Below are 23,645 nucleotides of genomic sequence, written 5' to 3'. Positions count from 1 at the left end.
CATGTCCAAACCGATTCCCTTTTCCGCGCGCACGCTCGACATCGACGCGGAGGCCGAAACCGCCCGCATCGTCGAGGCCTTGCGGGCGCAGCTGCGCGGGGCGGTGCGGCGGCGCGGGCTGGTGCTCGGTCTGTCCGGCGGCATCGATTCCAGTGTCTGCGCCGCCCTTGCAGCCCGCGCCGTCGGCCCGAAGAACGTGTTCTGCCTGTTCATGCCCGAGCACGATTCCGACCCCGAAAGCCTGCGTCTCGGGCGGCTGGTGGCCGACACCTTCGGCCTCGACGGTGCGGTCGAGGACATCGGGCCGACGCTTGCGGCGATGGGCTGCTACGAACGCCGCGACGGCTTCATCCGCGAGGTCGAGCCGGATTACGGGCCGGGCTGGAGCAACAAGATCGTGTTCGCCAATGCGCTCACCACCTCGGGCTTCAACATCTCCTCGCTCGTGGTGCAGACCCCGCAGGGCGAAATCCGCAGGCACCGGCTGCCGGCGCATGTCTATCTCGGCATCGTCGCCGCCACCAACATGAAGCAGCGCACCCGCAAGCAGTTCGAATACTACCATGCGGACCGGCTGAACTATGCCGTGGTCGGCACGCCCAACCTTTTGGAATACGATCAGGGTTTCTTCGTCAAGAACGGCGACGGGGCGGCCGACGTCAAGCCGATCGCCCATCTCTACAAGAGCCAGGTCTACCAGCTCGCCGAATATCTGGGCGTGCCGGAAGAGGTGCGCCGCCGCCCGCCGACCACCGACACCTATTCGCTGGCGCAGACGCAGGAGGAGTTCTACTTCGCCCTGCCCCATGACCGCATGGATCTGTGCCTCTACGGGCTGAACCACGATGTGCCGGCGGCGGAGGTGGCCAAAGCCGTCTCACTGACGGCGGAACAGGTCGGGCTGGTGTGGACCGACATCGCCGCCAAACGCAAGGCGGCGCGCTACCTGCACCTGCCGCCGCAGACGGTGGTTCCGCTCTGAATGAAGTTCAGGATGCCGGCGCGAAGCGCGCGACCAGCGTGTGGCTGTCTCCAGGATAGGTCAGCCGCACAAAGGTGACCGGGCCGGCATGGCTCCAGGTGCGGCGCTCGACCACGAGGCAGGGCGAGCCCTTCGGCTGTTCGAGCAGGCGCGCCGTCTCCGCCGAAGCGGCCACGGCCAATATGCGGTTTTCGGCCGCGCTCCACGGCACCTGGGCGATCAGCCAGCCGCCGGGCGCATGCACCTTGAAATCGGTTCCGAGCGCCTCCGGCACGACACCGGCATTGATGCGACGTTCCTCGACGCAGAACGGCTTGCTTCCGGCACGATGCACGGCCACCAGCTCGACCATCGGCGTCGTCCCGGCCAGCTCCATCAGGCTCCGGTCCTTCGCGTTGGAGGGGCGTTCCTTGCGGGAGACGAGGCTGTAGCTGTAGGGCAGGCCCAGCGACTTCACCTCGGCCTCGATGTCGTGCAGTTCCAGCACCGCCGACTGCGCGCGCGGCCTGGTGACGAAGCTGCCGGCCTTGCGGTGGCGCTCGACCAGCCCCGCCTTGGCGAGCTGGGTCATGACCTTGTTCACGGTCATGCGCGAGCAGCCATAATGCTCGGCCAGATCGACCTCGAACGGCAGCCGGAAACCGGGCGGCCATTCACCGGATACGATGCGGCCCTCGATCTCGCTCAGGATCGTCTGGTGGAGGGTCGCCTCCTTGCCGTTTGCCTTCGCCACGTCGCCTTCGCTCTTGTTGTGCCCGGCATTCACTAGAGCCTTTCCGCTTTTCCTTGAATCGCGAAAACGCTCTAACCTTTTGTTTTGACGCAATTCCGACGCAAAACCGCTTCGCACTTTTGCTGGAATTGCTTTAGCCTATTGGAATCCTGTTTCGCAACGCGCCCTATTCGGCGAGTTCCGCCATGACCTTTGCAAACCGCGTGGCGATCGCATCGCGCCTGCGATGGCGACCGCCCTCGACCTGCTTCGTTCCGCCGACCCAGACGCTGTCGATGCCGATGCCGCGCGCAAAAATGAAATGGTCGAAGACCTTTTCTGTCGGCAAATAAACGACGGCCGAAAGATCGAGGGCCAGCAGGTCGGCCGGCTTTCCGGCCTCGATGCCGCTTGCCGTGCCCAACGCCTGTGCGCCTCCTTCCAGCGCCTTGCCGTACAGGTTGAGCCCGGTCGATTGGCCCGGCTCGGCCACGACATTGCGTGAGCGGCGCAGCAGGCGCTGCGAATATTCGAGCGTGCGCAGCTCCTCCTCCAGCGAGATCAGGATGTTGCTGTCCGAGCCGACGCCGAACCGTCCGCCGGCGGCAAGGAAGGTCGGCGCCTCGAACACGCCGTCGCCCAGATTGGCCTCGGTGATCGGGCACAGGCCGGCGACCGCGCCGCTTTTCGCCATCCGCGCCGTCTCGTCCGGCGTCATGTGGGTGGCGTGGATCAGGCACCAGCGCTCGTCGACCGGCAGGCTGTCGAGCAGCCATTCCACCGGCCGCCTGCCCGACCACGCGACGCAGTCCTCCACCTCCTTCACCTGTTCGGCGACGTGGATATGCACCGGTCCGCCCCTGGCGAAGGGCGCGACCTCCTTCAGTTCCTCCGGCATCGCGGCCCGCAGGCTGTGCGGGGCGATGCCGAGCACCGCGCCGGGCAGGCCGGCGACGATCGCTTCACACCGCTGCATCAGCCGGGCGAAAGCATCCACATCATGGATGAAACGGCGCTGGCCCTCGATGGGCGCCGCGCCACCGAAACCGGAATGGGCGTAGAACGCCGGCAAGAGGGTGAGCGCGATGCCGGCCTCGGTGCTGGCGGCTCCGATGCGCGCGGCCATCTCGGCCGGATCGGCATAGTGCGAGCCGTCCTTGTCGTGGTGCAGATAGTGGAACTCGCCGACCCGGCAGAAGCCCGCCTCCAGCATTTCCATGTAAAGCTGCGCGGCCACCGCCTCGACCTGCTCCGGCGTCATCGACAGGGCGACGCGGTACATTTCGGTGCGCCAGCTCCAGAAACTGTCGGCGCCCGGGCCGCGCGTCTCGGCCAGCCCCGCCATCGCCCGCTGGAAGGCGTGGCTGTGCAAATTCGGCATCGCCGGCGCCACGAAGCGGTGGCGCTCGTCGCCGGATTGCGCCGCCACGCCCTTTTCCACGCGCTGGATTCGGCCATCCGAGAAAGTGATGCGCACATCGCGCGCCAGACCTTCCGGCAGAAGCGCATTTTCGGCGTGGATGACTGTCATGAGACTCTCCCGGATCGCTGCTGCCCGCGCGCAGGCTTGACTTTTTGGCTTGCGCCGATTTCGATTAAGTATATACATAACAGCAAGAGGACGCTTGCGCAACGCGCCAGTCGAAAAGCTTGTCAGGGAGATCACCGATGGCACAAGGCGACCGCATCTGGACCAATGCGCGGCTGGCGACGCTCGATCCCGCCAGGCCCGGGCTCGGCATCGTGGAGAAGGGCGCCATCGCCGCACGCGACGGCCGCATCCTGTTTGCCGGCCCCGCCGCCGACCTGCCTTCCGTCGAACTTGCCGGCGCCGAGACCATCGATTGCGACGGACGCTGGATCACCCCCGGACTGATCGACTGCCACACCCATCTCGTCCATGCCGGCAACCGGGCGCGCGAGTTCGAGATGCGGCTGGCCGGCGCCTCCTATGAGGAGATCGCGCGGGCCGGCGGCGGCATCGTCTCCTCCGTCACCAATGTACGCGCCGCCGACGAGGACACGCTGATCCGCGAGAGCCTGCCGCGCCTCGACGCGCTGCTGGCCGAAGGCGTGACCACGGTCGAGATCAAGTCCGGCTATGGCCTCACAATAACCGACGAGCTGAAGATGCTGCGCGCCGCCCGCGCCCTTGCCGGCAAGCGCGACGTGGCCGTCGCCACCACCTATCTCGGCGCGCATGCGACGCCCGCCGAATACAAGGGCCGCAATGGCGATTTCCTGCGCGAGGTGGTGCTGCCGGGGCTGGAAGCCGCCCATGCCGAGGGTCTTGTCGATGCCGTTGACGGCTTCTGCGAGGGCATCGCCTTCTCGCCGGACGACATGAAGCTGGTGTTCGACGCCGCGCAGAAACTCGGCCTCAGGGTCAAGCTGCATGCCGACCAGCTTTCCAACCTGCATGGCGCCGCCCTTGCCGCTTCCTATGGCGCGCTGTCGGCCGACCATCTGGAATATACCGACGACGAGGGTGCCGCCGCCATGGCCGAGGCCGGCTCGGTCGCGGTGCTTCTGCCGGGCGCGTTCTACTTCATCCGCGAGACGAAGAAGCCGCCGGTCGAGCTGTTCCGCAAGCACGGCACGCCCATCGCGCTCGCCACCGACAACAATCCCGGCACCTCGCCGCTGACCTCGCTGCTGCTCACCATGAACATGGGCGCGACGCTGTTCGCGCTTACCGTGGAGGAGTGCCTCGCCGGCATCACCCGCGAGGCGGCGCGCGCGCTGGGCAAGCTGGATACCATCGGCACGCTGGAAGCCGGCAAGCAGGCGGACCTCGCCATCTGGGACATCGCCGAGCCTGCCGAGCTGGTCTACCGCATCGGCTTCAACCCGCTGCACGCCCGCATCCGCGCCGGCCGCGACGCCACAATCTGAACCCTTTCCGGAGGCAACCGCACATGACCATCACGCTTCATCCCGGTTCCGTGCCGCTGGCCGATCTGGCCGCGATCTACTGGAACGGCGACAATGCCGTCCTCGACCGCAGCTTCGATGCCCGCATCGAGAAGGCAGCGGCCCGCATCGCGGCCATCGCCGCCGGCAACGAACCGGTCTATGGCGTCAACACGGGCTTCGGCAAGCTGGCCTCGATCAAGATCAACGCCGCCGACACCGCCACCCTGCAGCGCAACCTCATCCTGTCGCATTGCTGCGGCGTCGGCACGCCGCTGCCGGAAAACGTCGTGCGGCTGATCATGGCGCTGAAGCTCGTCTCGCTGGGGCGCGGCGCCTCCGGCGTGCGGCTGGAACTGGTGCGGCTGATCGAGGGCATGCTGGAAAAGGGCGTGGTGCCGCTGATCCCTGAAAAGGGTTCCGTCGGCGCGTCCGGCGACCTCGCCCCGCTCGCCCATCTCGCCGCCGTGATGATGGGCGAAGGCGAAGCTTTTTATCAGGGCGAACGCCTTTCGGGCCGTGCCGCACTCGAGCGCGCCGGCCTCACGCCCGTGGTGCTTGCCGCCAAGGAAGGTCTGGCGCTCATCAACGGCACGCAGGCCTCGACCGCGCTGGCGCTGGCCGGCCTGTTCCGCGCCCATCGCGCAGCACAAGCGGCGCTGATCACCGGCGCGCTTTCCACCGACGCGGCCATGGGCTCGTCCGCGCCCTTCACCGCCGACATCCACACGCTGCGCGGCCACAAGGGCCAGATCGACACGGCGGCGGCGCTCCGCGCCCTGCTCGACGGCTCGGCCATCCGCCAGAGCCATATCGACGGCGACGAGCGCGTGCAGGACCCCTACTGCATCCGCTGCCAGCCGCAGGTCGACGGCGCCTGCATCGACCTGCTGCGCCAGGTCGGCTGCACGCTGGAGATCGAGGCCAACGCGGTCACCGACAATCCGCTGGTGCTGTCCGACGACAGCGTCGTCTCCGGCGGCAATTTCCACGCCGAGCCGGTGGCCTTCGCCGCCGACCAGATCGCGCTTGCCGTCTGCGAGATCGGCGCTATCGCCCAGCGCCGCATCGCGCTGCTGGTCGATCCGGCCCTTTCCTACGGCCTGCCGCCTTTCCTCGCCCGCAACCCGGGCCTCAACTCCGGCCTGATGATCGCCGAGGTCACGTCCGCCGCGCTGATGAGCGAGAACAAGCAGATGTCGCACCCGGCCTCGGTGGACTCGACGCCGACCTCGGCCAATCAGGAAGACCATGTGTCCATGGCCTGCCACGGCGCGCGCCGCCTGTTGCAGATGACGGAGAACCTGTTCAACATCGTCGGCATCGAGGCGCTGGCCGGCGCGCAGGGCGTGGAACTGCGCGGGCCGCTGACCACCAGCCCCGAATTGCAGAAGGCGATTGCCTGCCTTCGTGCTGCGGTCCCTGCGCTGGAAAACGACCGCTACATGGCCCCGGACCTCGCCATTGCCGCCCGCATCGTCGCCGACGGCTCGCTGACAGCCAGCGTTTCGGCAGGGCTGCTGCCCGCCCTGGAGGCGTAAGATGAGCGACGTGTTCGAAGTCCGGCGCGGCTCCTCGCCGGTCGTCCTCGGCTTTCCCCACACCGGCGTCGACGTGCCGGCCGACATCAGGGAACGCCTGAACGACAACGGGCTCAAGCTCGCCGACACCGACTGGCACCTGCACCGGCTCTATGAGGGCCTGCTGCGGAACGCGACCATCGTGCGCGCCACCTTCCACCGCTACGTCATCGACGCCAACCGCGACCCGGAAGGCATCAGCCTCTATCCGGGCCAGAACACCACGACGCTGGTGCCGCTGACCGATTTCGACGGCCAGCCGATCTGGAAGGAGGGGGCGGAACCGACCGAAGCCGATATCATCGCCCGCCGCGACGCCTTCCACCGGCCCTATCACGCGGCGCTGGCGGCGGAAGTCGAGCGCGTCAGGGCCGAGCATGGCGTGGCGGTGCTCTACGACTGCCATTCGATCCGCTCGCTGATCCCCTTCCTGTTCGAAGGCCGTCTGCCGGACTTCAACATCGGCACCGATGGCGGCGTCACCTGCGATGCGGCCATCGAGGCCGCCACGGTGGAGGCTTCGGCAGCGGCGGAAGGCTACACCCATGTTCTCAACGGCCGCTTTCGCGGCGGCTGGACCACACGCCACTACGGCCGTCCGCGGGACAATGTCCATGCCATCCAGATGGAGCTGGCGCAGGTCAACTATCTCGCCACCGAAACCGTGCCCTTCGCCTACGACGAGGCCAGGGCCGACCAGGTGCGCGCGCCCCTGAAAACCATTCTCGAACGCATCGAGCAGGTCGCGTTCGGGCTGAAACGCTGAGAGGAACAGAGCCATGACCAACCCCCGCCACAATGAACGCGAAGTCCGCGCCCCGCGCGGCGACGAGCTCAACGCCAAGAGCTGGCTGACCGAAGCGCCGCTGCGCATGCTCATGAACAACCTCGACCCCGACGTGGCCGAGCGCCCGCACGAGCTGGTCGTCTATGGCGGCATCGGCCGCGCCGCTCGCACCTGGGACGATTTCGACCGCATCGTCGCCACGCTGAAGACGCTCAACGAGGACGAGACGCTGCTGGTGCAGTCGGGCAAGCCGGTCGGCGTGTTCCGCACCCACAAGGATGCGCCGCGCGTGCTGATCGCCAACTCCAACCTCGTGCCGCACTGGGCGACGTGGGACCACTTCAACGAGTTGGACAAGAAGGGGCTGGCCATGTACGGCCAGATGACGGCCGGTTCGTGGATCTACATCGGCGCGCAGGGCATCGTGCAGGGCACCTACGAGACCTTCGTGGAGGCCGGCCGCCAGCACTATGACGGCAACCTGAAGGGCAAGTGGATCCTCACCGGCGGCCTCGGCGGCATGGGCGGCGCGCAGCCGCTGGCTGCCGTGATGGCCGGCGCCTGCTGCCTCGCCGTCGAATGCGACGAGACCCGCGCCGACTTCCGCCTGCGCACCCGCTATGTCGACGAAAAGACCCACAGCCTCGACGAGGCGCTGGCCAGGATCGACGCATGGACCAAGGCCGGCGAGGCGAAGTCCATCGCGCTGATCGGCAATGCGGCGGACGTGTTCCCCGAGCTGGTCAAGCGCGGCGTCAAGCCCGACATCGTCACCGACCAGACCTCGGCCCACGATCCGGTGCACGGCTACCTGCCGCGCGGCTGGACGGTGGCCGAATGGCGCGCCAGGCAGGAGAGCGACCCCAAGGCGGTCGAGAAGGCCGCCCGCGCCTCGATGAAGCTGCATGTGCAGGCCATGGTCGACTTCTGGAACATGGGCATTCCGACCCTCGACTACGGCAACAACATCCGCCAGATGGCGCTGGAAGAGGGCCTCGAGAACGCCTTCGCCTTCCCCGGCTTCGTGCCGGCCTATATCCGCCCGCTGTTCTGCCGCGGCGTCGGACCGTTCCGCTGGGGGGCCCTGTCGGGCGATCCGGAGGACATCTACAAGACCGACGCCAAGGTCAAGGAACTGCTGCCGGACAACGCCCACTTGCACAACTGGCTCGACATGGCGCGCGAGCGCATCGAGTTCCAGGGCCTGCCGGCGCGCATCTGCTGGGTCGGCCTCGGCGATCGCCACCGTCTCGGCCTCGCCTTCAACGAGATGGTGAAGAACGGCGAGCTTAAAGCGCCCATCGTCATCGGCCGCGACCACCTCGATTCCGGTTCGGTCGCCTCGCCGAACCGCGAAACGGAAGCCATGAAGGATGGCTCGGACGCCGTGTCCGACTGGCCGCTGCTCAACGCACTGCTCAACACCGCCTCGGGTGCGACCTGGGTGTCGCTGCACCATGGCGGCGGCGTCGGCATGGGCTTCTCGCAGCATTCCGGTATGGTGATCTGCTGCGACGGCACCGATGACGCGGCCCGCCGCATCGAGCGCGTGCTGTGGAACGATCCGGCCACCGGCGTCATGCGTCATGCCGATGCCGGCTACGACATCGCGCTGGACTGGGCGAAGAAGCAGGGCCTGCGCCTGCCGGCCATCCTCGGCAACTGAGGCCAGCGATGAGGATCGCGCGCCGCGCCGGCCACAAGCGCATGGCATGGAAGAACGGGCAGGGCCTCACCGAAGAGGTGGCGGCCTTCCCGGCGGGCAGCGACACCGACAGTTTCGACTGGCGGCTGTCGATCGCCCATGTCGGCGCCGACGGACCCTTTTCGGTGTTCGCCGGCATCGACCGCACCATCGCGCTGCTGGACGGTGCCGGCCTGGCGCTCGATCTGCCCGAGGAGAAAACCGTCGAGCTGCGGCCCGACGGTGCGCCCTTCTCCTTCCCGGGCGATTGGACAATCTCCAGCCGCAATCTCGGCGGGCCGACCATCGACCTCAACATCATGACAAGGCGCGGGCGCTGCACCCATGAGATGCGGCGCCTGACGCTGGCTCCCGGAGAAACATTCACCGCGCCGGGCACCGGCTGGGCGGTGTTCAATTCACCGGCGACAGTCGAGGCGAACGGTCAGGAACACGCCATCGAGCGGTTCGAGGCAATCGCGCTCGAGGCGAGCGAAAGCTTCGCCAACCGCGCCGGGACAGCGGCGGAAATCCTGTTCGTGGCGGTCAGCCCGGCAGCGTGAACTGCTCCGGCCAGTCGCGATAAAGCGCGACCTGGCCCTCGCGCCGCAGGGCGGCGACCTTTTCCAGGTCGATCTCGCCGAACAGCCACACGCTGGCTTCGGTGGCCACCGCTTCGCTTTCGGCGAACACTCCGCTCGGCGGCATGCCGTAATCGGCCGGCACATAGAGCGCGGCGCGGCCGAAATTCTCGTCCACCGCCGGCGACCAGGGCGCGAAGCCGGCCGTGGGCGACACCAGCACGGCCAACTGGTTCTCCAGCGCGCGCGCCTGCGCGCCGATGCGCACGCGATGATAGCCGGCTTCGGTGTCGGTGCAGCTCGGCGCGAGGATCAGGTCGACGCCGTCCTCCGCCAGCCGGCGCGCCAGCATGGGGAACTCGTTGTCGTAGCAGATCAATATGCCAAGCCTGCCGAGCGGCGTCTCGAAGCTGCGCAGGCCCCCGGTGCCGGCGGAAATGAACCATTGCTCGCGCTCGAAGCGCGTCATGACGATCTTGTCCTGATGGCCGGCCAGCCCGTCCGGCCCGAACAGATAGGCGCGGTTGCGGTACTTGCCGTCCGGATCGAGCACGGGAGCCGAACCGGGGCAGAACCACACACCATGGCGGCGGGCGATGGCCTCGCACAGGTCCAGCCAGCGCGGGATGAACGGCTGGATGGCGGCAATGGATTTGTGCAGGTCGCCGCGCTCGTCTTCCGGCAACAATCCGGTCAGCGCCATGGCGGCATATTCGGGCAGAAGCAGCAGTTCCGCCCCGGCGGCAACCGCCTCGCCCGTGAGCCGTTCCAGATGCGCGGCATAGGCATCGAAACCGTCGAACAGCTCGATGGCATATTGGCAGGAAGCGAATTTCACCATCAGCGCAGTTCCTTCATCCAGAACGACATGGGCTTGGCGCTTTCCTCACGCTCGCCGATATCGCGCCACGAGAACTCGGTGCGCAGTTCGGGATGGTGGACATAGCCGCGCCTGGTCCAGAACGCGTGGAGCGGCACATAGTCCGCCGGCCGCAAGGGGTGATCGGCGGGCCGTTCCACCGCGCAGAAGCAGCAATGCTCGAAGCGGCCGAGGCGGCGCGCATAGGCTTCCCGCTCCTCGAAGAAGCGCACGCCGATGCCCTGCCCGCGATAGCGGGGCAGAAGCACGGATTCGGCGAAATAGAAGATGCGCGCCGGGTTCCAGCCACCCTCGACAAACGGCTTCCTGAATGCCTCGGTCTCATGGTCCATCGGCATGCCGGTCGAGACACCGACGACGCTCTCTCCGTCGAAGGCCAGCACGAACAGGCTTTCGGGCGAGCTGGCATAGGTGGAAAGATAATTCTGCTCGTAGTCCAGCGAGCCCTCGTAGAGATAGGGAAAGGCGCGGAACACCTCGATGCGCAGCCGCGCCAGATCGTCGATATGCGGACCGATCTCAGGCCCCTGCCGAACCACGATATGCATTTTCCCTCCCGGAACAGGCCCAGGCTTCCAAAGCCCGACAAGCTGCTATAGGGCTTGGCCGCAGGCTTGGCCATTGCGTTTGCGAACAGGGAGAGATCATGAGCGCCAAAGACATCATCCGTGCCTATTACGACGCCTTCAACCGGCAGGACATGGCCGCCTTCCTCGACCTGCTGACCGACGACGTGGCGCACGACATCAACCAGGGCGAGCGCCAGACCGGCAAGGACGCGTTCCGCCGCTTCATGGACAAGATGAACCGTTGCTACCGCGAGCGGCTGACCGACATCGTCGTCATGGAAAGCGCCGACGGCACCCGCGGTGCCGCCGAATTCACCGTCAACGGCGAATATCTGGCGACCGACGAGGGCCTGCCGGAGGCGGATGGCCAGAAATACGTGCTGCCGGCCGGTGCCTTCTTCGAAATCCGCGACGGCAAGGTGGCGCGCATTTCCAACTACTACAATCTCAACGACTGGATCGCGCAGGTCGGCGCCTGATCCTGCTTCATCCCAAAAATGCCAACGGGCATCGGATGCAGCGCACCGGTGCCCGTTCTCCTTGAGGCTCCCTCAGGCCATGCGCAGCGCGGCCTGCTCGTCGCGCCGGCGCTGCACTTCGCGGCGCTTGTTGACGATCGAGGCGGCGATCACGCCCAGCGCCACAATGGCGATCAGCAGGGTGCAGGCCGCGTTGATCTCCGGGGTCACGCCGAGCCGCACCTGGCTGTAGATCTTCATCGGCAGCGTCGTCGCGCCCGGCCCGGAGGCGAAGCTGGCGATGACCAGATCGTCGAGCGACAGGGTGAAGGCCAGCATCCAGCCCGAGATGATGGCGGGCGCGATCACCGGCAGGGTGATCTGGAAGAAGGTGCGCACCGGGGGCGCACCGAGATCCATCGCCGCCTCCTCCAGCGAGCGGTCGAAGGAGATCAGCCGCGACTGCACCACCACCGCCACGAAGCACATGGAAAAGGTGATGTGGGCAAGCGTGACGGTGAGGAAGCCGCGGTCGAGGCCGATGGCGACGAACAAAAGCAGCAGCGACAGGCCGGTGATGACCTCCGGCATGACCAGCGGCGCGAACACCATGCCGGTGAACAGCACCCGGCCCCTGAAGCGCGTGTAGCGGGTCAGCACGAGTGCGGCCATGGTGCCGAGCACGGTGGCGACGGAGGCCGAGACCAGCGCCACGCGGATCGTCACCCAGGCGGCGTCCATCAGGCCCTGGTTGCGGAACAGCGCCACATACCATTGCGTGGAAAAGCCGCCCCACACGGTGACCAGCCGCGAGGCGTTGAAGGAGAAGACGACCAGAAGCACGATCGGCAGATAGAGGAAGGCAAAGCCCAGCACGATCGAGACGATGTTGAAACGGCTCCAGCTCGCATTCATGTCAGCGATCCTGTTCCTGGGCGCGGGCCTGCGCATGCTGGAAGAGCACGATCGGGACGACCAGCACCAGAAGCAGGATGGTGGCGACCGCCGAGGCGACCGGCCAGTCGCGGTTGGCGAAAAACTCGTTCCACAGCGTGCGCCCGATCATCAGCGTCTGCGAGCCGCCGAGCAGGTCGGGGATGACGAACTCGCCGACCGCCGGGATGAACACCAGCAGGCAGCCGGCGATGACGCCCGGCAGCGACAGCGGGAAGGTGATCTTCCAGAAGGCGCTGATCGGCGGGCAGCCGAGGTCCTGCGCGGCCTCGATCAGCGAATTGTCCATCTTCTCCAGCGACGAATAGAGCGGCAGCACCATGAAGGGCAGGTAGGAGTAGACGATGCCGATGAAGATCGCCGTATAGGTGTTCATGATGACAAGCGGCGAGGAGATTAAGCCAATGCCCATCAGGAACTGGTTGAGCAGCCCCTCGGGCTTGAGGATGCCGATCCAGGCGTAGACGCGGATCAGGAACGAGGTCCAGAACGGCAGGATGACCAGCATCAGCAAGGTGGGCCGCAGCGAGGCCGGCGCGCGCGCCATGCCATAGGCGATCGGATAGCCGACCAGCAGCGTCAGCACGGTCGAGATCCCCGCGATCACCACGCTGGAGATGTAGGCATTGAAATAGAGCGGGTCCTCGGTCAGCCACAGATAGTTTTCGAAGCTGAGTTCCTTCAGCGCCGCCATGAGGCCGGAGAACCCTTCGCCAAGGTCCATCACCGGCGCATAGGGCGGCATGGAGATCGCCGTCTGCGACAGCGATATCTTGAAGACGATGACGAAGGGGATGAGGAAGAAGAACAGCAGCCAGGCATAGGGCACGAGGATGACCAGCCGCCCGGTGAAGCCGGAAACGACGCGTGACAGCAGGGATTTTTCGGCCGGCGCGGCGGCAGGCGCGGAAGCGGAGACATTCGCCATGACCGCCCCCTACCGCGTCAGCACGACGCCGGCATCCGGCCGGAAGGAAATCCAGGCGCGATCGCTCCAGGTCAGCGGATCGTCGACGATGCGCGCGGCATTCAGCATCGAGGCGCGCACGATCTGGCCATCATCGAGCTTGACGTAATAGACGGTCATGTCGCCGAGATAGGCGATGTCGTAGATCTCGCCCTCGAGCGCGTTGACGGCATCCTGCGGCTTGCGCGACGAAACCCTGATCTTTTCCGGGCGGATGGCGAAGGCGACCTCATTGCCTTTTGCCGCCTCGCCGGCATTCTCGACCAGGATCTGCGCGCCGCTGCCGCCGGTGATGCGCGCCGTGTTTTCGGCGCGTTCGGCGACATTGCCCTCGAACAGGTTGACGTTGCCGACGAAGCCGGCGACGAAGCGCGAATTGGGCGCCTCGTAGATTTCGGCGGGCGTCGCAACCTGCATGACCTCGCCCTTGTCCATGATGGCGATGCGGTCGGCCATGGTCATGGCCTCTTCCTGGTCGTGGGTGACGACGACGAAGGTGAGGCCGAGTTCCTGCTGCAGGTCCATCAGCTCGAACTGGGTTTCCTCGCGCAGCTTCTTGTCGAGCGCGCCGAGCGGCTCGTCGAGCAGCAGCACCTTCGGCCGCTTGGCGACCGAGCGGGCGAGCGCCACGCGCTGGCGCTGGCCGCCGGAAAGCTGGTGCGGCTTGCGGGTGGCGAAGCGCTCCAGCTTGACCAGCTTGAGCATCTCGGCCACGCGCCTGTCGATGTCGGCCTTGGGCATGCCTTCCTGCTTGAGGCCGAAGGCGATGTTCTTCTCCACGCTCATATGCGGGAACAGCGCGTAGGACTGGAACATCATGTTGACCGGCCGGCGATAGGGCGGGATGCCGCGCAGGTCCTGCCCGTCGAGCAGGATGCGGCCCTCGGTCGGCTCCTCGAAGCCAGCCAGCATGCGCAGCAGCGTGGACTTGCCGCAGCCGGAAGCGCCGAGCAGGGCGAAGAATTCGCGTTCATAGATGGAGAGCGAGAGATTGTTGACGGCAGTGAAGTCGCCGAAGCGCTTGGTGATGTTCTCGAACCTGATATAGGGCTTGGCCTGCGGATCGCTCCACGGCGCAAAATCCCTGCGGATGCTGCCCAGTGACTTCATGCTTCGCTCTCCCCCGCCGGACGACAGATCACGATCTTCCTGTACAGTCGCCCGTGCGCTCCATTTTCGTGTTGAGCCGACTTCCTGTCGAGCGGAACGGCAAAAGGCCCCGGCGAAGCGTCTCGCCGGGGCCGCGCCGTGGCGTTACTGGCCGGTCACCACCTTGGTCCAGGTGCGGGTGAACAGGCGCTGGGTCTTGGAATCGAGCGGCGTGTTGACGAACAGCTTGGCCATCACGTCATCCGGCGGATAGACGGCCGGATCGTCACGGACCTCCTCGTCGAGGAATTCCTGCGAGGCCTTGTTGCCGTTGGCGTAGTAGACATAGTTCGACGACTTGGCGATGACTTCCGGCTTCATCATGTAGTTGAGGAACTCATGCGCCTCCGCCGGGTGCGGCGCATCGGCGGGGATCGCCATCTGGTCGAACCACATCTGCGTGCCCTCCTTCGGGATCACGTAGTTCAGTTCCACGCCGTTGTTGGCCTCCTCGGCGCGGTCGCGCGCCTGGAAGATGTCGCCGGACCAGCCGACGGCGATGCAGATGTCGCCATTGGCGAGGCCGTTGATGAATTCCGACGAATGGAACTTGCGCACATAGGGCCGGACCTTGAGCAGGGCTTCCTCGGCCTTGGCGATATCGTCCGGCTCATGGCTGTCCGGATCGAGGCCGAGATAGGCCAGGGTCACCGGGATCATGTCGGTCGGCGAATCGAGGAAGTTGATGCCGCAATCCTTGAGCTTGGCGGCCTGCTCGGGATCGAACACCGTCTGCCAGCTGTCGATCTCGTCGGTGCCCAGCACTTCCTTGATCTTGTTGACGTTGTAGCCGATGCCGATGGTGCCCCACATGTAGTTGATCGAGTATTCGTTGCCGGGGTCGAAGACCTGCATGCGCTCGCTGACCACATCCCACATGTTGGACAGGTTGGGCAGCTTGGACTTGTCGAGCTTCTGGTAGACGCCGGCCTGGATCTGGCGGGCGAGGAAGCTGCTGGTCGGCACCACCACGTCGTAGCCGCTGCCGCCCGCCAGCAGCTTGGTTTCCAGGATCTCGTTGGAATCATAGACGTCGTAGACGACCTTGATGCCGGTTTCCTTGGTGAACTCGTCGATGATCGAGGAATCGATGTAGTCGGACCAGTTGTAGACATTGACGACGCGCTCCTGCGCCCCGGCCGCGAAGGCGAACGCCGACGCCAGCATCGTGGTCGCGAGAAGCAAGGTTGTTTTGCGTTGCATAGGACACTCCCCTTTCAATGTTCCCCTGCCGGCCGCGCTCATGCGCCGTCGCCGGACATGTCGTTCAATCTATTGAGCTTTCGGAAGGCCAACAAGCGGCATTTGGCCGCTGGACGATGACGTTTGCGCGATGGCAGCCGGCCCCGGGAACAGCCGTCCTGCGGCGTCGGGGATATCCCTTCCGACAAACCCCTGAGCGAAACCGGCCGATGATCGAATAAGCCAGCCGGACACTGACGGGGTGGTGCGAACAAGGGCAAGATGGGCCTGTCTCGTTGTTGCCTTTCGTCCAGCCTGCCCGGGGCATGGAGGCTTTGTCAATGGGAATCGAAGCGGCGGGTCCCAGCCGTTCTCAGTTCGGCGCGGGCAGGCCGCTGACGCCCGGCCGCGGCGGCTGCGAATGGCGCCTGAACTCGCGCGCGATGTGCACCAGCAGGGCCGCGAACACGATGCTCCCGCCGAGGATGGTCCGGCCGGAGGGGACTTCCGCATGGGCCAGCCACACCCACAGCGGCCCCAATATGGTCTCGAAGGTGCCGAGAAGTGCGGCCAGCGCGGCGGGGATCATGCGCGCCCCGGTGGCGAAACAGGCAAGGCCGAGGCCCAGGTTGACGACGCCGAAGGCGAACAGGAACCCCATGTCGCGGCCCGAGACCCCGAGCGCCGAAGCCTGCGACAGCGCGAAGGCGGCGGCAAAGATCGTGCCGAGGCAGGTGGCCGGCGTCATGCGCACATGGGAATAGCGGCGGGTGATGACGGTGGCCGTGGCGAGGGCGCAGGCGATGGCCAGAGCCAGCCCGTCGCCGACGGGCGAGACCGTGCCGCCGAGCGATTCCGACACCATCACCGCCACGCCGACGACGACGAAGAAAATGGCGACCCATGTGCCGCCCGACACCTTTTCGCGCAGGGCGATCCACGCGAACAGCGCCGCGATCAGCGGCACGCCGGCCTGGATCAGCAGGATGTTGGCGACCGTGGTGTAGGAGAGCGCCACGACGAAACTCGACGACGCTGTGGCGAAGCAGGCGGCCACGGCCAGCCCCGGCAGGCCCATGCCCCGAAACAGGCGCAGCGTTCCGCGCCAGCCGTCGCGCCAGACCATGAAGGCCAGCAGGAAGGCGGTGGCCCACACGGAGCGCCAGAAGATGACGGCCCATGGGTCCGGCGCCTCGATATAGCGGGCGATGGCGCCGCCAAGGCTCCACAGCAGGGCGGACAGGAAGACGAGGACGGCGCCGAGGCGCGTCTCGCGGGCGGATGATGCGGTATCGGCAGCCGCCGATTGTGCGAATTCAGCCATGCCGCACCTTCTCCTCCCCCGAAGCGCAACGCTGTGCCAGCACCGACACATAAGGTCCCGATCGGGATGGAGTAAGGTCCAGAACCGCCCCAAGCGTTGGCCTGCCGTTCAGCCTACTGGAAGTCGAAGGCGGACAGGCCCGTCACCATCTCGTCCAGACCCAGCGGGCGCGTCACCGGCGGGGCCGCCCGCGACAGGCAGCCCGGCCGCTCGCACAGCCGGCAGGCGGGACCGACGGGCGTCACGGCGACGCTGCCCGATGCGCCCGGCCCCCTGCCGGCCAGCGCGGCGCCATAGACGACCTCGTCCTTGTAGGCGATGTCACAGCCGATGAGCAGGGCGGTGCGGCGCGGCCGCTCGTTGAAGGCGCCCTGCGGCCCCTCCAGCGTGCGGGCCACGGTCAGGAACTCGGCGCCGTCCGGCATTTCCACCGCCTCGACGAAGATCTGGCCGGGCTGGGTGAAGGCGGCATGAACGGCAAGCTTGGGGCAGCCGCCGCCGAAGCGGCTGTGCGGGAAGCCGACGCTGCCGGCCTTGCGGAAGGGGTGGCCGGCATTGTCCACCTCCAGCATGAAGAAGGGAACGCCGGCGCTGCCCTGCCGCTGCAACATGGTCAGCCGGTTGGCCGCCTGCTCGAACGAAACGGAAAAGCGCGAACGCAGCACGTCGACATCGCAGCGGGCGCGCTGGGCGGCGGCGAGGAATGCCTGGTAGGGCATCATCAGCGCATGGGCGGCGTAGCGGCCAAGCTCGAACCGGGCCAGCCGCCGCGCTTCGTCGCTAGACAGCTTCAGCGCCGCGATCTCGGCGGCGACGGTCACCGACATGCGCATCAGGCCGGCCTCCATCGCCACCTCGCGCAACTGGTCGAAGGGCGACAGCCGCTCCGACAGGAACAGGCGCTGCGAATGACGGTCGTAGCGGCGGCGCCAGTTGGGCATGGTCGCCACCGGCAGCACCCGCACGGTGATGCCGTGCTCGCGCTTCAGCCACCCTTTCAGCGCGCCGTAGAGGTCGTCGCCCGGCTCCAGCAGCCGGATGAAGGCCTCGGCCTCCTCCTCCAGCGCCGGATAGTGGTTCGGCCGCCGCTCGAACACCTCGTGCACCTCGTCCATCGGCAGGCGGGCGCCGGACAGCGCGGTGCCGCGCCCTTCCCGCGCCAGCAGCTCGTTGAGGTCCGACAGGCGCTCGGCCTGCTCGCGATAGGCACGGTAGAGCTTGATCATCGCCGCCGCCGCATTGGGCGCGGCCTCGGCCACCTCGACCAGTTCCTGCTCGCCCGGCAGTTCGCCTGCCAGCAGCGGGTCGGCGAACATTTCCCGCAGCGCGGCGATGGAACCGCCGGCCTCGGCCTGCAACTCCTCCGGCTCGACCTTGTAGACCGAGGCCAGCCGCAAAATGAGCTGCACGGTGAGCGGGCGCTGGTTGCGCTCGATCAGGTTGAGATAGGAGGGCGAGATGCCGAGCCCCTCGGCCATCGCCGTCTGGGTCAGCCCCTTGGCGTTGCGGATGCGGCGGATGCGGGGTCCGGCGAAGATCTTCTGTTCGGCCATGGCGAGGACATTTTACACGATTTTACAACATTTGACGCAGGAATTCGCGTCAGGTCGCTTTTACAGTTTTGACATCTTTACAAGCCCGTTCTGTCAAACGCAACACAGGTTTTCCTTTATTTACGGCGGAAATTCCCGGTTTTTCTCGCGTCTTTTGCAGCGCAATGTAAATCATGTCGTACCGGCACACACCAAGCCAGACGGCAAGGAAGTGTCCAGTATCTACATAACCGAAACGCTGGAGCCGCAAATGACCGATTTTTACAACCTCGTCCCGTCCGCGCCGGAAGGTCGCTTCGATGGCATCGAGCGCCCCTATACCCCGGAAGACGTGAAGCGGCTGCGCGGCTCGGTGCAGATCAAGTACACGCTGGCCGAGAACGGCGCCAACCGCCTGTGGAAGCTCATCCATGAGGAGGACTTCGTCAACGCGCTCGGCGCGCTCTCCGGCAACCAGGCCATGCAGATGGTCCGCGCCGGCCTGAAGGCCATCTACCTGTCCGGCTGGCAGGTCGCCGCCGACGCCAACACGGCCTCCGCCATGTATCCCGACCAGTCGCTCTACCCGGCCAACGCCGCGCCGGAACTGGCCAAGCGCATCAACCGCACCCTGCAGCGCGCCGACCAGATCGAGACGGCAGAAGGCAAGCTGTCGGTCGACACCTGGTTCGCGCCGATCGTCGCCGACGCCGAAGCCGGCTTCGGCGGCCCGCTCAACGCCTTCGAGATCATGAAGGCGTTCATCGAGGCCGGCGCCGCCGGCGTCCACTTCGAGGACCAGCTCGCCTCGGAGAAGAAGTGCGGCCATCTGGGCGGCAAGGTGCTGATCCCGACCGCGGCCCATATCCGCAACCTCAACGCCGCGCGGCTCGCCGCCGACGTCATGGGCACCCCGACGCTGATCGTCGCCCGCACCGATGCCGAGGCCGCCAAGCTGCTGACCTCCGACATCGACGAGCGCGACCAGCCCTTCGTGGACCATGATGCCGGCCGCACGGTGGAAGGCTTCTATCAGGTGAGAAACGGCATCGAGCCGTGCATTGCCCGCGCCATTTCCTATGCGCCGCATTGCGACCTGATCTGGATGGAGACCTCCAAGCCGGACCTGGCACAGGCAAGGAAGTTCGCCGAGGCGGTGCAGAAGGCGCATCCGGGCAAGCTGCTCGCCTACAACTGCTCGCCCTCGTTCAACTGGAAGAAGAACCTCGACGACGCCACCATCGCCAAGTTCCAGCGCGAGCTGGGCGCCATGGGCTACAAGTTCCAGTTCATCACGCTGGCCGGCTTCCACCAGCTCAACCACGGCATGTTCGAGCTGGCCCGCGGCTACAAGGACCGGCAGATGGCGGCCTATTCGGAGCTTCAGGAAGCCGAATTCGCCTCCGAGGCCAATGGCTACACGGCGACGAAGCACCAGCGCGAGGTCGGCACCGGCTATTTCGACGCCGTGTCGCTCGCCATCACCGGCGGCAAGTCGTCGACCACCGCCATGAAGGAATCCACCGAGCAGGCCCAGTTCAAGCCTGCCGCGGAATAGAAACCCAGCGCCGCAAGGCCGGCATTCCAAGGGAGAAGCGAAATGGCACAGATCACCCGCGTCAAGGAACGGGCTGAGGAACAGTCCTCGGCCATGAGCACCGACCAGCAGGCCGCGATCCGCATGCTGGCCAACGATCTGCACCGGATGAACCAGTCCGTGATGAAGGCCGTCGAGGCCGGCGTGTCGGTCGAGCTTGTCCGCTCGGCCCGCCACCACAGCGGTGACGGCAACTGGGGCGACCTGCTGATCCCGGTGATCGTGACCCAGGCCCACAAATAAGCCGCACACCCATGTGCCCGAAGGATATCCGACAGGGCGCATGGGAATGACAGAGGGCAATCCGGGCTCCCTGCCCAGCCTGAAGCCGCTCCCGCGATTTTCGCGAGGGCGGCTTCTTCTTCGTGAGACCGGCACCGGAAGCCGCGCCGCCCGCCCGCCGCCGGTTTCTTATCGCTTGACAGGATGAGCGAGGTCACCCAAAAGAGAAATGGTTTCAACCCTGCATTGAGTAGATGGTGTAGGTCGGATTGTCTTCGTATCTCGAACACGATGGCAGCATGGGCTCCGGACGCGCCATGCCCGTGGACGCGGACGGCGCTGCCGACCTGTCCAGGGTCATGGTCGTGGGCCGGTCCCGCATAACGCAGGTTGTGGTCTCCAAGATCATCGAGGGCCTGGGGTTGAAGCCGTTCAGTGAATCGCCCGAAACCGCAATCACGGCCCTGAACTCGCTGCTGCCGGGCATCATCGTGCTCGACGGCGGCTCCGAAAACCGCGACTGCGAGGCGCTGATGCCGGCGCTGGCTTCGCTGCGCCGCGCCACAGGCGGAATTCGGCCGGCGCTGGTGCTGCTGTCCACCCGCGTGGCGACGCCCGAAACCCTGTCCAGCCTCATCGATGCGGTGGTGGCCAAGCCGATCACGCCCGAGCAGTTGCAGCCGGTGCTCAGCCGCCTGGCGAGCTGAACCTTTCCCGTTCCCGCCGCTTTTTTCGTCGTGGAGCGGCAATGCGCCCTGCCAATTCCTTCAAGGCCATGTATATCGCTTGGCAAGGAGCGGCCGGTGCGGATTTGCGGATGCGCCGGGGCCGCAGGTGGAGAGGATTGCCGAAGAGGATTGCCCATGACCATCGACGCGCTTTTCGACACCGGCGCCGGCCCGCAGGCCGAGGCCGCGGCTTCGATCACCATCCCGCGTCCCGACGACTGGCACATCCACCTGCGTGACGGGGCCATGCTTGCGGCGGTGCTGCCCTATACGGCGGCGCAGTTCGCGCGCGGCATCATCATGCCCAATCTGGTGCCGCCGGTGGTGACGGTGGCGGATGCCGTGGCCTATCGCGGCCGCATCCTCGCCAACCGTCCGCAAGGCTCGGACTTCGAGCCGCTGATGACCTGCTACCTCACTGACCGTACCGATCCCGACGAGATCGAGCGCGGCTTCGCCGAGCGGGTGTGGATCGCCGCCAAGCTCTATCCGGCCGGCGCCACCACCAATTCCAGCCATGGTGTGGCCGATCTCGCCGGGCTGTCCCCGGTTCTGGAGCGGATGGAGAAGATCGGCATGCCGGTGCTGATCCATGGCGAATCGACCGACCCGGATGTCGACATCTTCGACCGCGAGGAGGTGTTCATGGACAACACCCTGCTGCCGATGCTGAAGCGGCATCAGGGCCTCAAGGTCGTGGTCGAGCACGCCACCACCTCCGGCACGGTCGACATCGTGCGCGCCCATGCGCCGCGCGTGGCGGCGACGATCACGCCGCACCATCTGGTCATCAACCGCACCTCGATCTTCCAGGGCGGCCTGCGCCCGCATCTCTACTGCCTGCCGGTGGCCAAGCGCGAGAGCCATCGTCTGGCGCTGCGCAAGGCGGTCACCTCCGGCGAAAGCTGCTTCATGATCGGCACCGACAGCGCCCCGCACATGCGCTCGGCCAAGCAGGCCGAATGCTGTTCGGCCGGCGTGTTCGGCGGCGTCACCGCGCTCCAGACCTATGTCCAGGTGTTCGACGAGGAAGGCGCGCTCGACCGCTTCGAGGCCTTCGCTTCGCTGAACGGCGCCCGCTTCCATGGGCTGGAGCCGAACAGGGGCACGATCACGCTGGTCAAGAAGCCGGGCATCGCCGTGGCCGCCGTGCCGATCGGCGACGAGGACATCGTCGTGTTCCGCGGCGGCGAGACGTTGCCCTGGTCGGTCGGAAAGGTCGGTTAGAACCTTTCCGCTTTTCCTCGAATCGCGAAAACGCTCCACTTTCTTATTTACGCAATTCCGAACGCAAAACCGCTTCACACTTTTTGCCGAAACTGCTTTAGCCACCCATCGCGGCGCGCGGCAGACAGATCAGGTCGCCGAAGCGGGCGCGCAGGCGCTCGTCCATGGCGCGCGGCACGTGGCGGGGAAAGCGGGCGGCAAGCACGCGCTGCTTTTCCGCCACCGCGCGCAGGACAATGTCGGGGCGGCCCTTCTCCTCCCATTCGCGCGGCGACCAGCGCTCGCCGACCAGCGGGTGGAACTGGCCGGAACGGGCAAGCTTCACCGTCTGGGGATGGCTGAGATAATGGCCGGGGCCATCCAGGCAGGTTTCGGCGATGACGGCGGCGGAAAGCTGCCCGGCATCGACGTCCATGCCGGCCCGGCCGTGCAGGCACAGGCCGAGCATGTCGTTGTCGATGATGAGGCTTTCCAGGCAAAAGCCGAGCAGCGAGGCATGCATGCCGGCCGCCTCATAGACCAGATCGGCGCCGCTGAGGGCGGCGATCAGATCGGTGATGCCCTTCTCGTAGCCAGACTGGACATCGGGCAGCTTGGCGTCGGTCATGCCGGCCGCCGTGCCGCATGGCAGATCGTAGAAACGGGCCATCTGGGCGCAGGCGACGCCGAGCATCGCCTGCTCGGCCGAGCCGCCGGCCATGGCGCCGGTGCGCCGGTCGGAGGCGAAGGGCCAGGCCCCGAAGATCGCCGGATGGCCGGGGCGCAGCGCATTGACATAGACCAGCGCGGCCAGCACTTCGGCCACCGTCTGCACCACCGCCCCGGCCAGCGCCGCGGGCGCGGTGGCGCCGACCTGCCCCACCGAAAGCAGCAGGACCGGCAGGCCGCCCTTCACGCATTCCTCCAGCACGCCGCAGGCATCCTCGGCGAACTTCATCGGCGAGACGACGAAAGCGTTGGAGTTGGAGACGAAGGGGCGGGCGCGGAACTTCTCCTCGCCGCCGGCGATCATGTAGAGCATCTCCAGCGCCGGCTTCACGTTCCCGCGCACCGTGAACGAGGTGCCGACATGCTTGGAGGTGCCGCTCACGCAGGCATAGAGCGTGTTGAAATCCAGCTCCAGCGGATCGGCGATGTCGCGCGCCACCATGGGGCGCTGGAAGAAATGGATGTTGTCCAGCCCCTCGGCCAGCCGGGCGGCGTCGTAGATGTCCCGCAGGCGCGATTCCCGATAGGTGCGCTCCCCCGCATCGACGAGGTTCACGGCGACGCCGGCGGTGCCGTAGTAAACCCGCCGGCCGTCGAGCCGCATGTCGTGCCGGGGGTGCTGCCCGTGCAGCGTGATGTGGCGGGCGGCTCGCCCGATCGTGTCGAGCACCAGGTTGCGCGGAAAGCGGATGCGCCCGTCCGTACCCAGTTCCGCACCGATGCCGGTCAGCGCCGCAATGCAGGAGGGAATGGCATCGGCGAAGCCCACCGTTTCCAGAACGGTGAGCACCGCTTCATGGATGCGCTCGATATCGTTCGGGCCCAACGGCAGGTAGCCGCCACCCGGCACGGCCGGCCGCGCCGGGGAATCGCTGTCGGCCGGCGACGTCTTCTTCATGGCCGCATCTC

22 protein-coding genes are annotated in these 23,645 nt (G+C 66.5%); 11 read left to right on the top strand and 11 right to left on the bottom strand.

Going from position 1 to position 23,645, the window contains the following annotated elements:
* The first annotated feature begins 1 nt into the window (after position 1).
* Entirely contained in the window at positions 2-982 is a 981-nt protein-coding gene (nadE, locus tag ABID37_RS20515; protein WP_354198164.1) for an NAD(+) synthase, read from the top strand.
* A 7-nt stretch (positions 983-989) separates the two neighbouring features.
* On the opposite strand, the gene hutC is transcribed toward nadE, so the two are convergent.
* Both hutC and ABID37_RS20505 read right to left on the bottom strand, forming a co-directional pair.
* Entirely contained in the window at positions 990-1,715 is a 726-nt protein-coding gene (gene hutC, locus ABID37_RS20510) for a histidine utilization transcriptional repressor HutC (protein ID WP_435521608.1), read from the bottom strand.
* 166 nt (positions 1,716-1,881) lie between these two features.
* The gene (locus ABID37_RS20505; RefSeq protein WP_435521607.1) at positions 1,882-3,240 is read right to left on the bottom strand and encodes a formimidoylglutamate deiminase; all 1,359 of its coding nucleotides are present in this window, start codon (positions 3,238-3,240) and stop codon (positions 1,882-1,884) included.
* Between the two features lie 122 nt (positions 3,241-3,362).
* Between ABID37_RS20505 and hutI the strand changes: the two genes are divergently transcribed.
* Genes hutI through ABID37_RS20480 form a run of 5 tightly spaced genes read left to right on the top strand, consistent with a single transcriptional unit; the run spans position 3,363 to position 9,221 of the window.
* A complete protein-coding gene (gene hutI, locus ABID37_RS20500) occupies positions 3,363-4,589 on the top strand; it encodes an imidazolonepropionase (RefSeq protein ID WP_354198158.1) in 1,227 nt (408 codons plus the stop codon).
* A gap of 23 nt (positions 4,590-4,612) precedes the next feature.
* On the top strand, positions 4,613-6,148 hold the full coding sequence (hutH, locus tag ABID37_RS20495; protein WP_354198156.1) for a histidine ammonia-lyase: 1,536 nt from the start codon (positions 4,613-4,615) through the stop codon (positions 6,146-6,148).
* Between the two features lies 1 nt (position 6,149).
* Positions 6,150-6,953, top strand: coding sequence for an N-formylglutamate deformylase (gene hutG / locus ABID37_RS20490; RefSeq protein ID WP_354198154.1), 804 nt, complete (start codon positions 6,150-6,152; stop codon positions 6,951-6,953).
* Between the two features lie 13 nt (positions 6,954-6,966).
* Positions 6,967-8,640 carry a urocanate hydratase gene (hutU, locus tag ABID37_RS20485; protein WP_354198152.1) on the top strand — a complete coding sequence of 558 codons (1,674 nt, stop codon included), beginning with the start codon at positions 6,967-6,969 and terminating at the stop codon, positions 8,638-8,640.
* Positions 8,641-8,648: 8 nt separating this feature from the next.
* Positions 8,649-9,221, top strand: coding sequence for a HutD/Ves family protein (locus ABID37_RS20480; protein WP_354198150.1), 573 nt, complete (start codon positions 8,649-8,651; stop codon positions 9,219-9,221).
* Here ABID37_RS20480 and ABID37_RS20475 read toward each other — a convergent pair.
* Positions 9,205-10,080, bottom strand: a complete 876-nt coding sequence (locus ABID37_RS20475; RefSeq protein ID WP_354198148.1) for a carbon-nitrogen hydrolase family protein — start codon at positions 10,078-10,080, stop codon at positions 9,205-9,207. The genes ABID37_RS20480 and ABID37_RS20475 overlap by 17 nt on opposite strands.
* On the bottom strand, positions 10,080-10,667 hold the full coding sequence (locus ABID37_RS20470) for a GNAT family N-acetyltransferase (protein WP_354198146.1): 588 nt from the start codon (positions 10,665-10,667) through the stop codon (positions 10,080-10,082). The genes ABID37_RS20475 and ABID37_RS20470 overlap by 1 nt, the downstream gene beginning before the upstream one ends.
* Positions 10,668-10,765: 98 nt before the next feature.
* On the opposite strand from ABID37_RS20470, the gene ABID37_RS20465 reads away from it, so the two are divergent.
* The gene (locus ABID37_RS20465) at positions 10,766-11,167 is read left to right on the top strand and encodes a ketosteroid isomerase-related protein (RefSeq protein WP_354198145.1); all 402 of its coding nucleotides are present in this window, start codon (positions 10,766-10,768) and stop codon (positions 11,165-11,167) included.
* A 72-nt stretch (positions 11,168-11,239) separates the two neighbouring features.
* Here the strand turns inward: ABID37_RS20465 and ABID37_RS20460 are convergent, their stop codons facing one another.
* The 6 genes from ABID37_RS20460 to ABID37_RS20435 all read right to left on the bottom strand — a co-directional run bounded on the left by ABID37_RS20460 (position 11,240) and on the right by ABID37_RS20435 (position 18,275).
* On the bottom strand, positions 11,240-12,061 hold the full coding sequence (locus ABID37_RS20460; protein WP_354198143.1) for an ABC transporter permease: 822 nt from the start codon (positions 12,059-12,061) through the stop codon (positions 11,240-11,242).
* Between the two features lies 1 nt (position 12,062).
* Positions 12,063-13,028, bottom strand: coding sequence for an ABC transporter permease subunit (locus ABID37_RS20455; RefSeq protein ID WP_354198141.1), 966 nt, complete (start codon positions 13,026-13,028; stop codon positions 12,063-12,065).
* Between the two features lie 9 nt (positions 13,029-13,037).
* On the bottom strand, positions 13,038-14,177 hold the full coding sequence (locus ABID37_RS20450; protein ID WP_354198139.1) for an ABC transporter ATP-binding protein: 1,140 nt from the start codon (positions 14,175-14,177) through the stop codon (positions 13,038-13,040).
* 144 nt (positions 14,178-14,321) lie between these two features.
* Entirely contained in the window at positions 14,322-15,419 is a 1,098-nt protein-coding gene (locus ABID37_RS20445) for a polyamine ABC transporter substrate-binding protein (RefSeq protein ID WP_435521605.1), read from the bottom strand.
* Positions 15,420-15,771: 352 nt separating this feature from the next.
* Positions 15,772-16,722 (bottom strand): DMT family transporter, encoded by a 951-nt coding sequence (locus tag ABID37_RS20440; RefSeq protein ID WP_354198137.1) that lies wholly within the window; start codon positions 16,720-16,722, stop codon positions 15,772-15,774.
* A gap of 113 nt (positions 16,723-16,835) precedes the next feature.
* The gene (locus ABID37_RS20435; protein ID WP_354198135.1) at positions 16,836-18,275 is read right to left on the bottom strand and encodes a helix-turn-helix domain-containing protein; all 1,440 of its coding nucleotides are present in this window, start codon (positions 18,273-18,275) and stop codon (positions 16,836-16,838) included.
* 250 nt (positions 18,276-18,525) lie between these two features.
* On the opposite strand from ABID37_RS20435, the gene aceA reads away from it, so the two are divergent.
* From aceA to pyrC, 4 genes are all read left to right on the top strand, one after another.
* Positions 18,526-19,812, top strand: a complete 1,287-nt coding sequence (gene aceA, locus ABID37_RS20430) for an isocitrate lyase (protein ID WP_354198133.1) — start codon at positions 18,526-18,528, stop codon at positions 19,810-19,812.
* A gap of 42 nt (positions 19,813-19,854) precedes the next feature.
* A complete protein-coding gene (locus ABID37_RS20425; RefSeq protein WP_354198131.1) occupies positions 19,855-20,094 on the top strand; it encodes an SMc00767 family acetate metabolism repressor in 240 nt (79 codons plus the stop codon).
* 278 nt (positions 20,095-20,372) lie between these two features.
* On the top strand, positions 20,373-20,780 hold the full coding sequence (locus tag ABID37_RS20420) for a response regulator (RefSeq protein ID WP_354198129.1): 408 nt from the start codon (positions 20,373-20,375) through the stop codon (positions 20,778-20,780).
* A gap of 156 nt (positions 20,781-20,936) precedes the next feature.
* Positions 20,937-22,028 (top strand): dihydroorotase, encoded by a 1,092-nt coding sequence (gene pyrC, locus ABID37_RS20415; protein ID WP_354198127.1) that lies wholly within the window; start codon positions 20,937-20,939, stop codon positions 22,026-22,028.
* Positions 22,029-22,125: 97 nt separating this feature from the next.
* Here the strand turns inward: pyrC and ABID37_RS20410 are convergent, their stop codons facing one another.
* On the bottom strand, positions 22,126-23,634 hold the full coding sequence (locus tag ABID37_RS20410; RefSeq protein ID WP_354198125.1) for a trimethylamine methyltransferase family protein: 1,509 nt from the start codon (positions 23,632-23,634) through the stop codon (positions 22,126-22,128).
* Between the last annotated feature and the right edge of the window lie 11 nt (positions 23,635-23,645).

This window comes from Aquamicrobium terrae (assembly GCF_040545735.1).
Classification (GTDB): Bacteria; Pseudomonadota; Alphaproteobacteria; order Rhizobiales; family Rhizobiaceae; genus Mesorhizobium; species Mesorhizobium terrae_A.
Note: the sequence above shows the minus strand (reverse complement) of the source record. Positions and strands in the feature narration are given on the sequence as shown.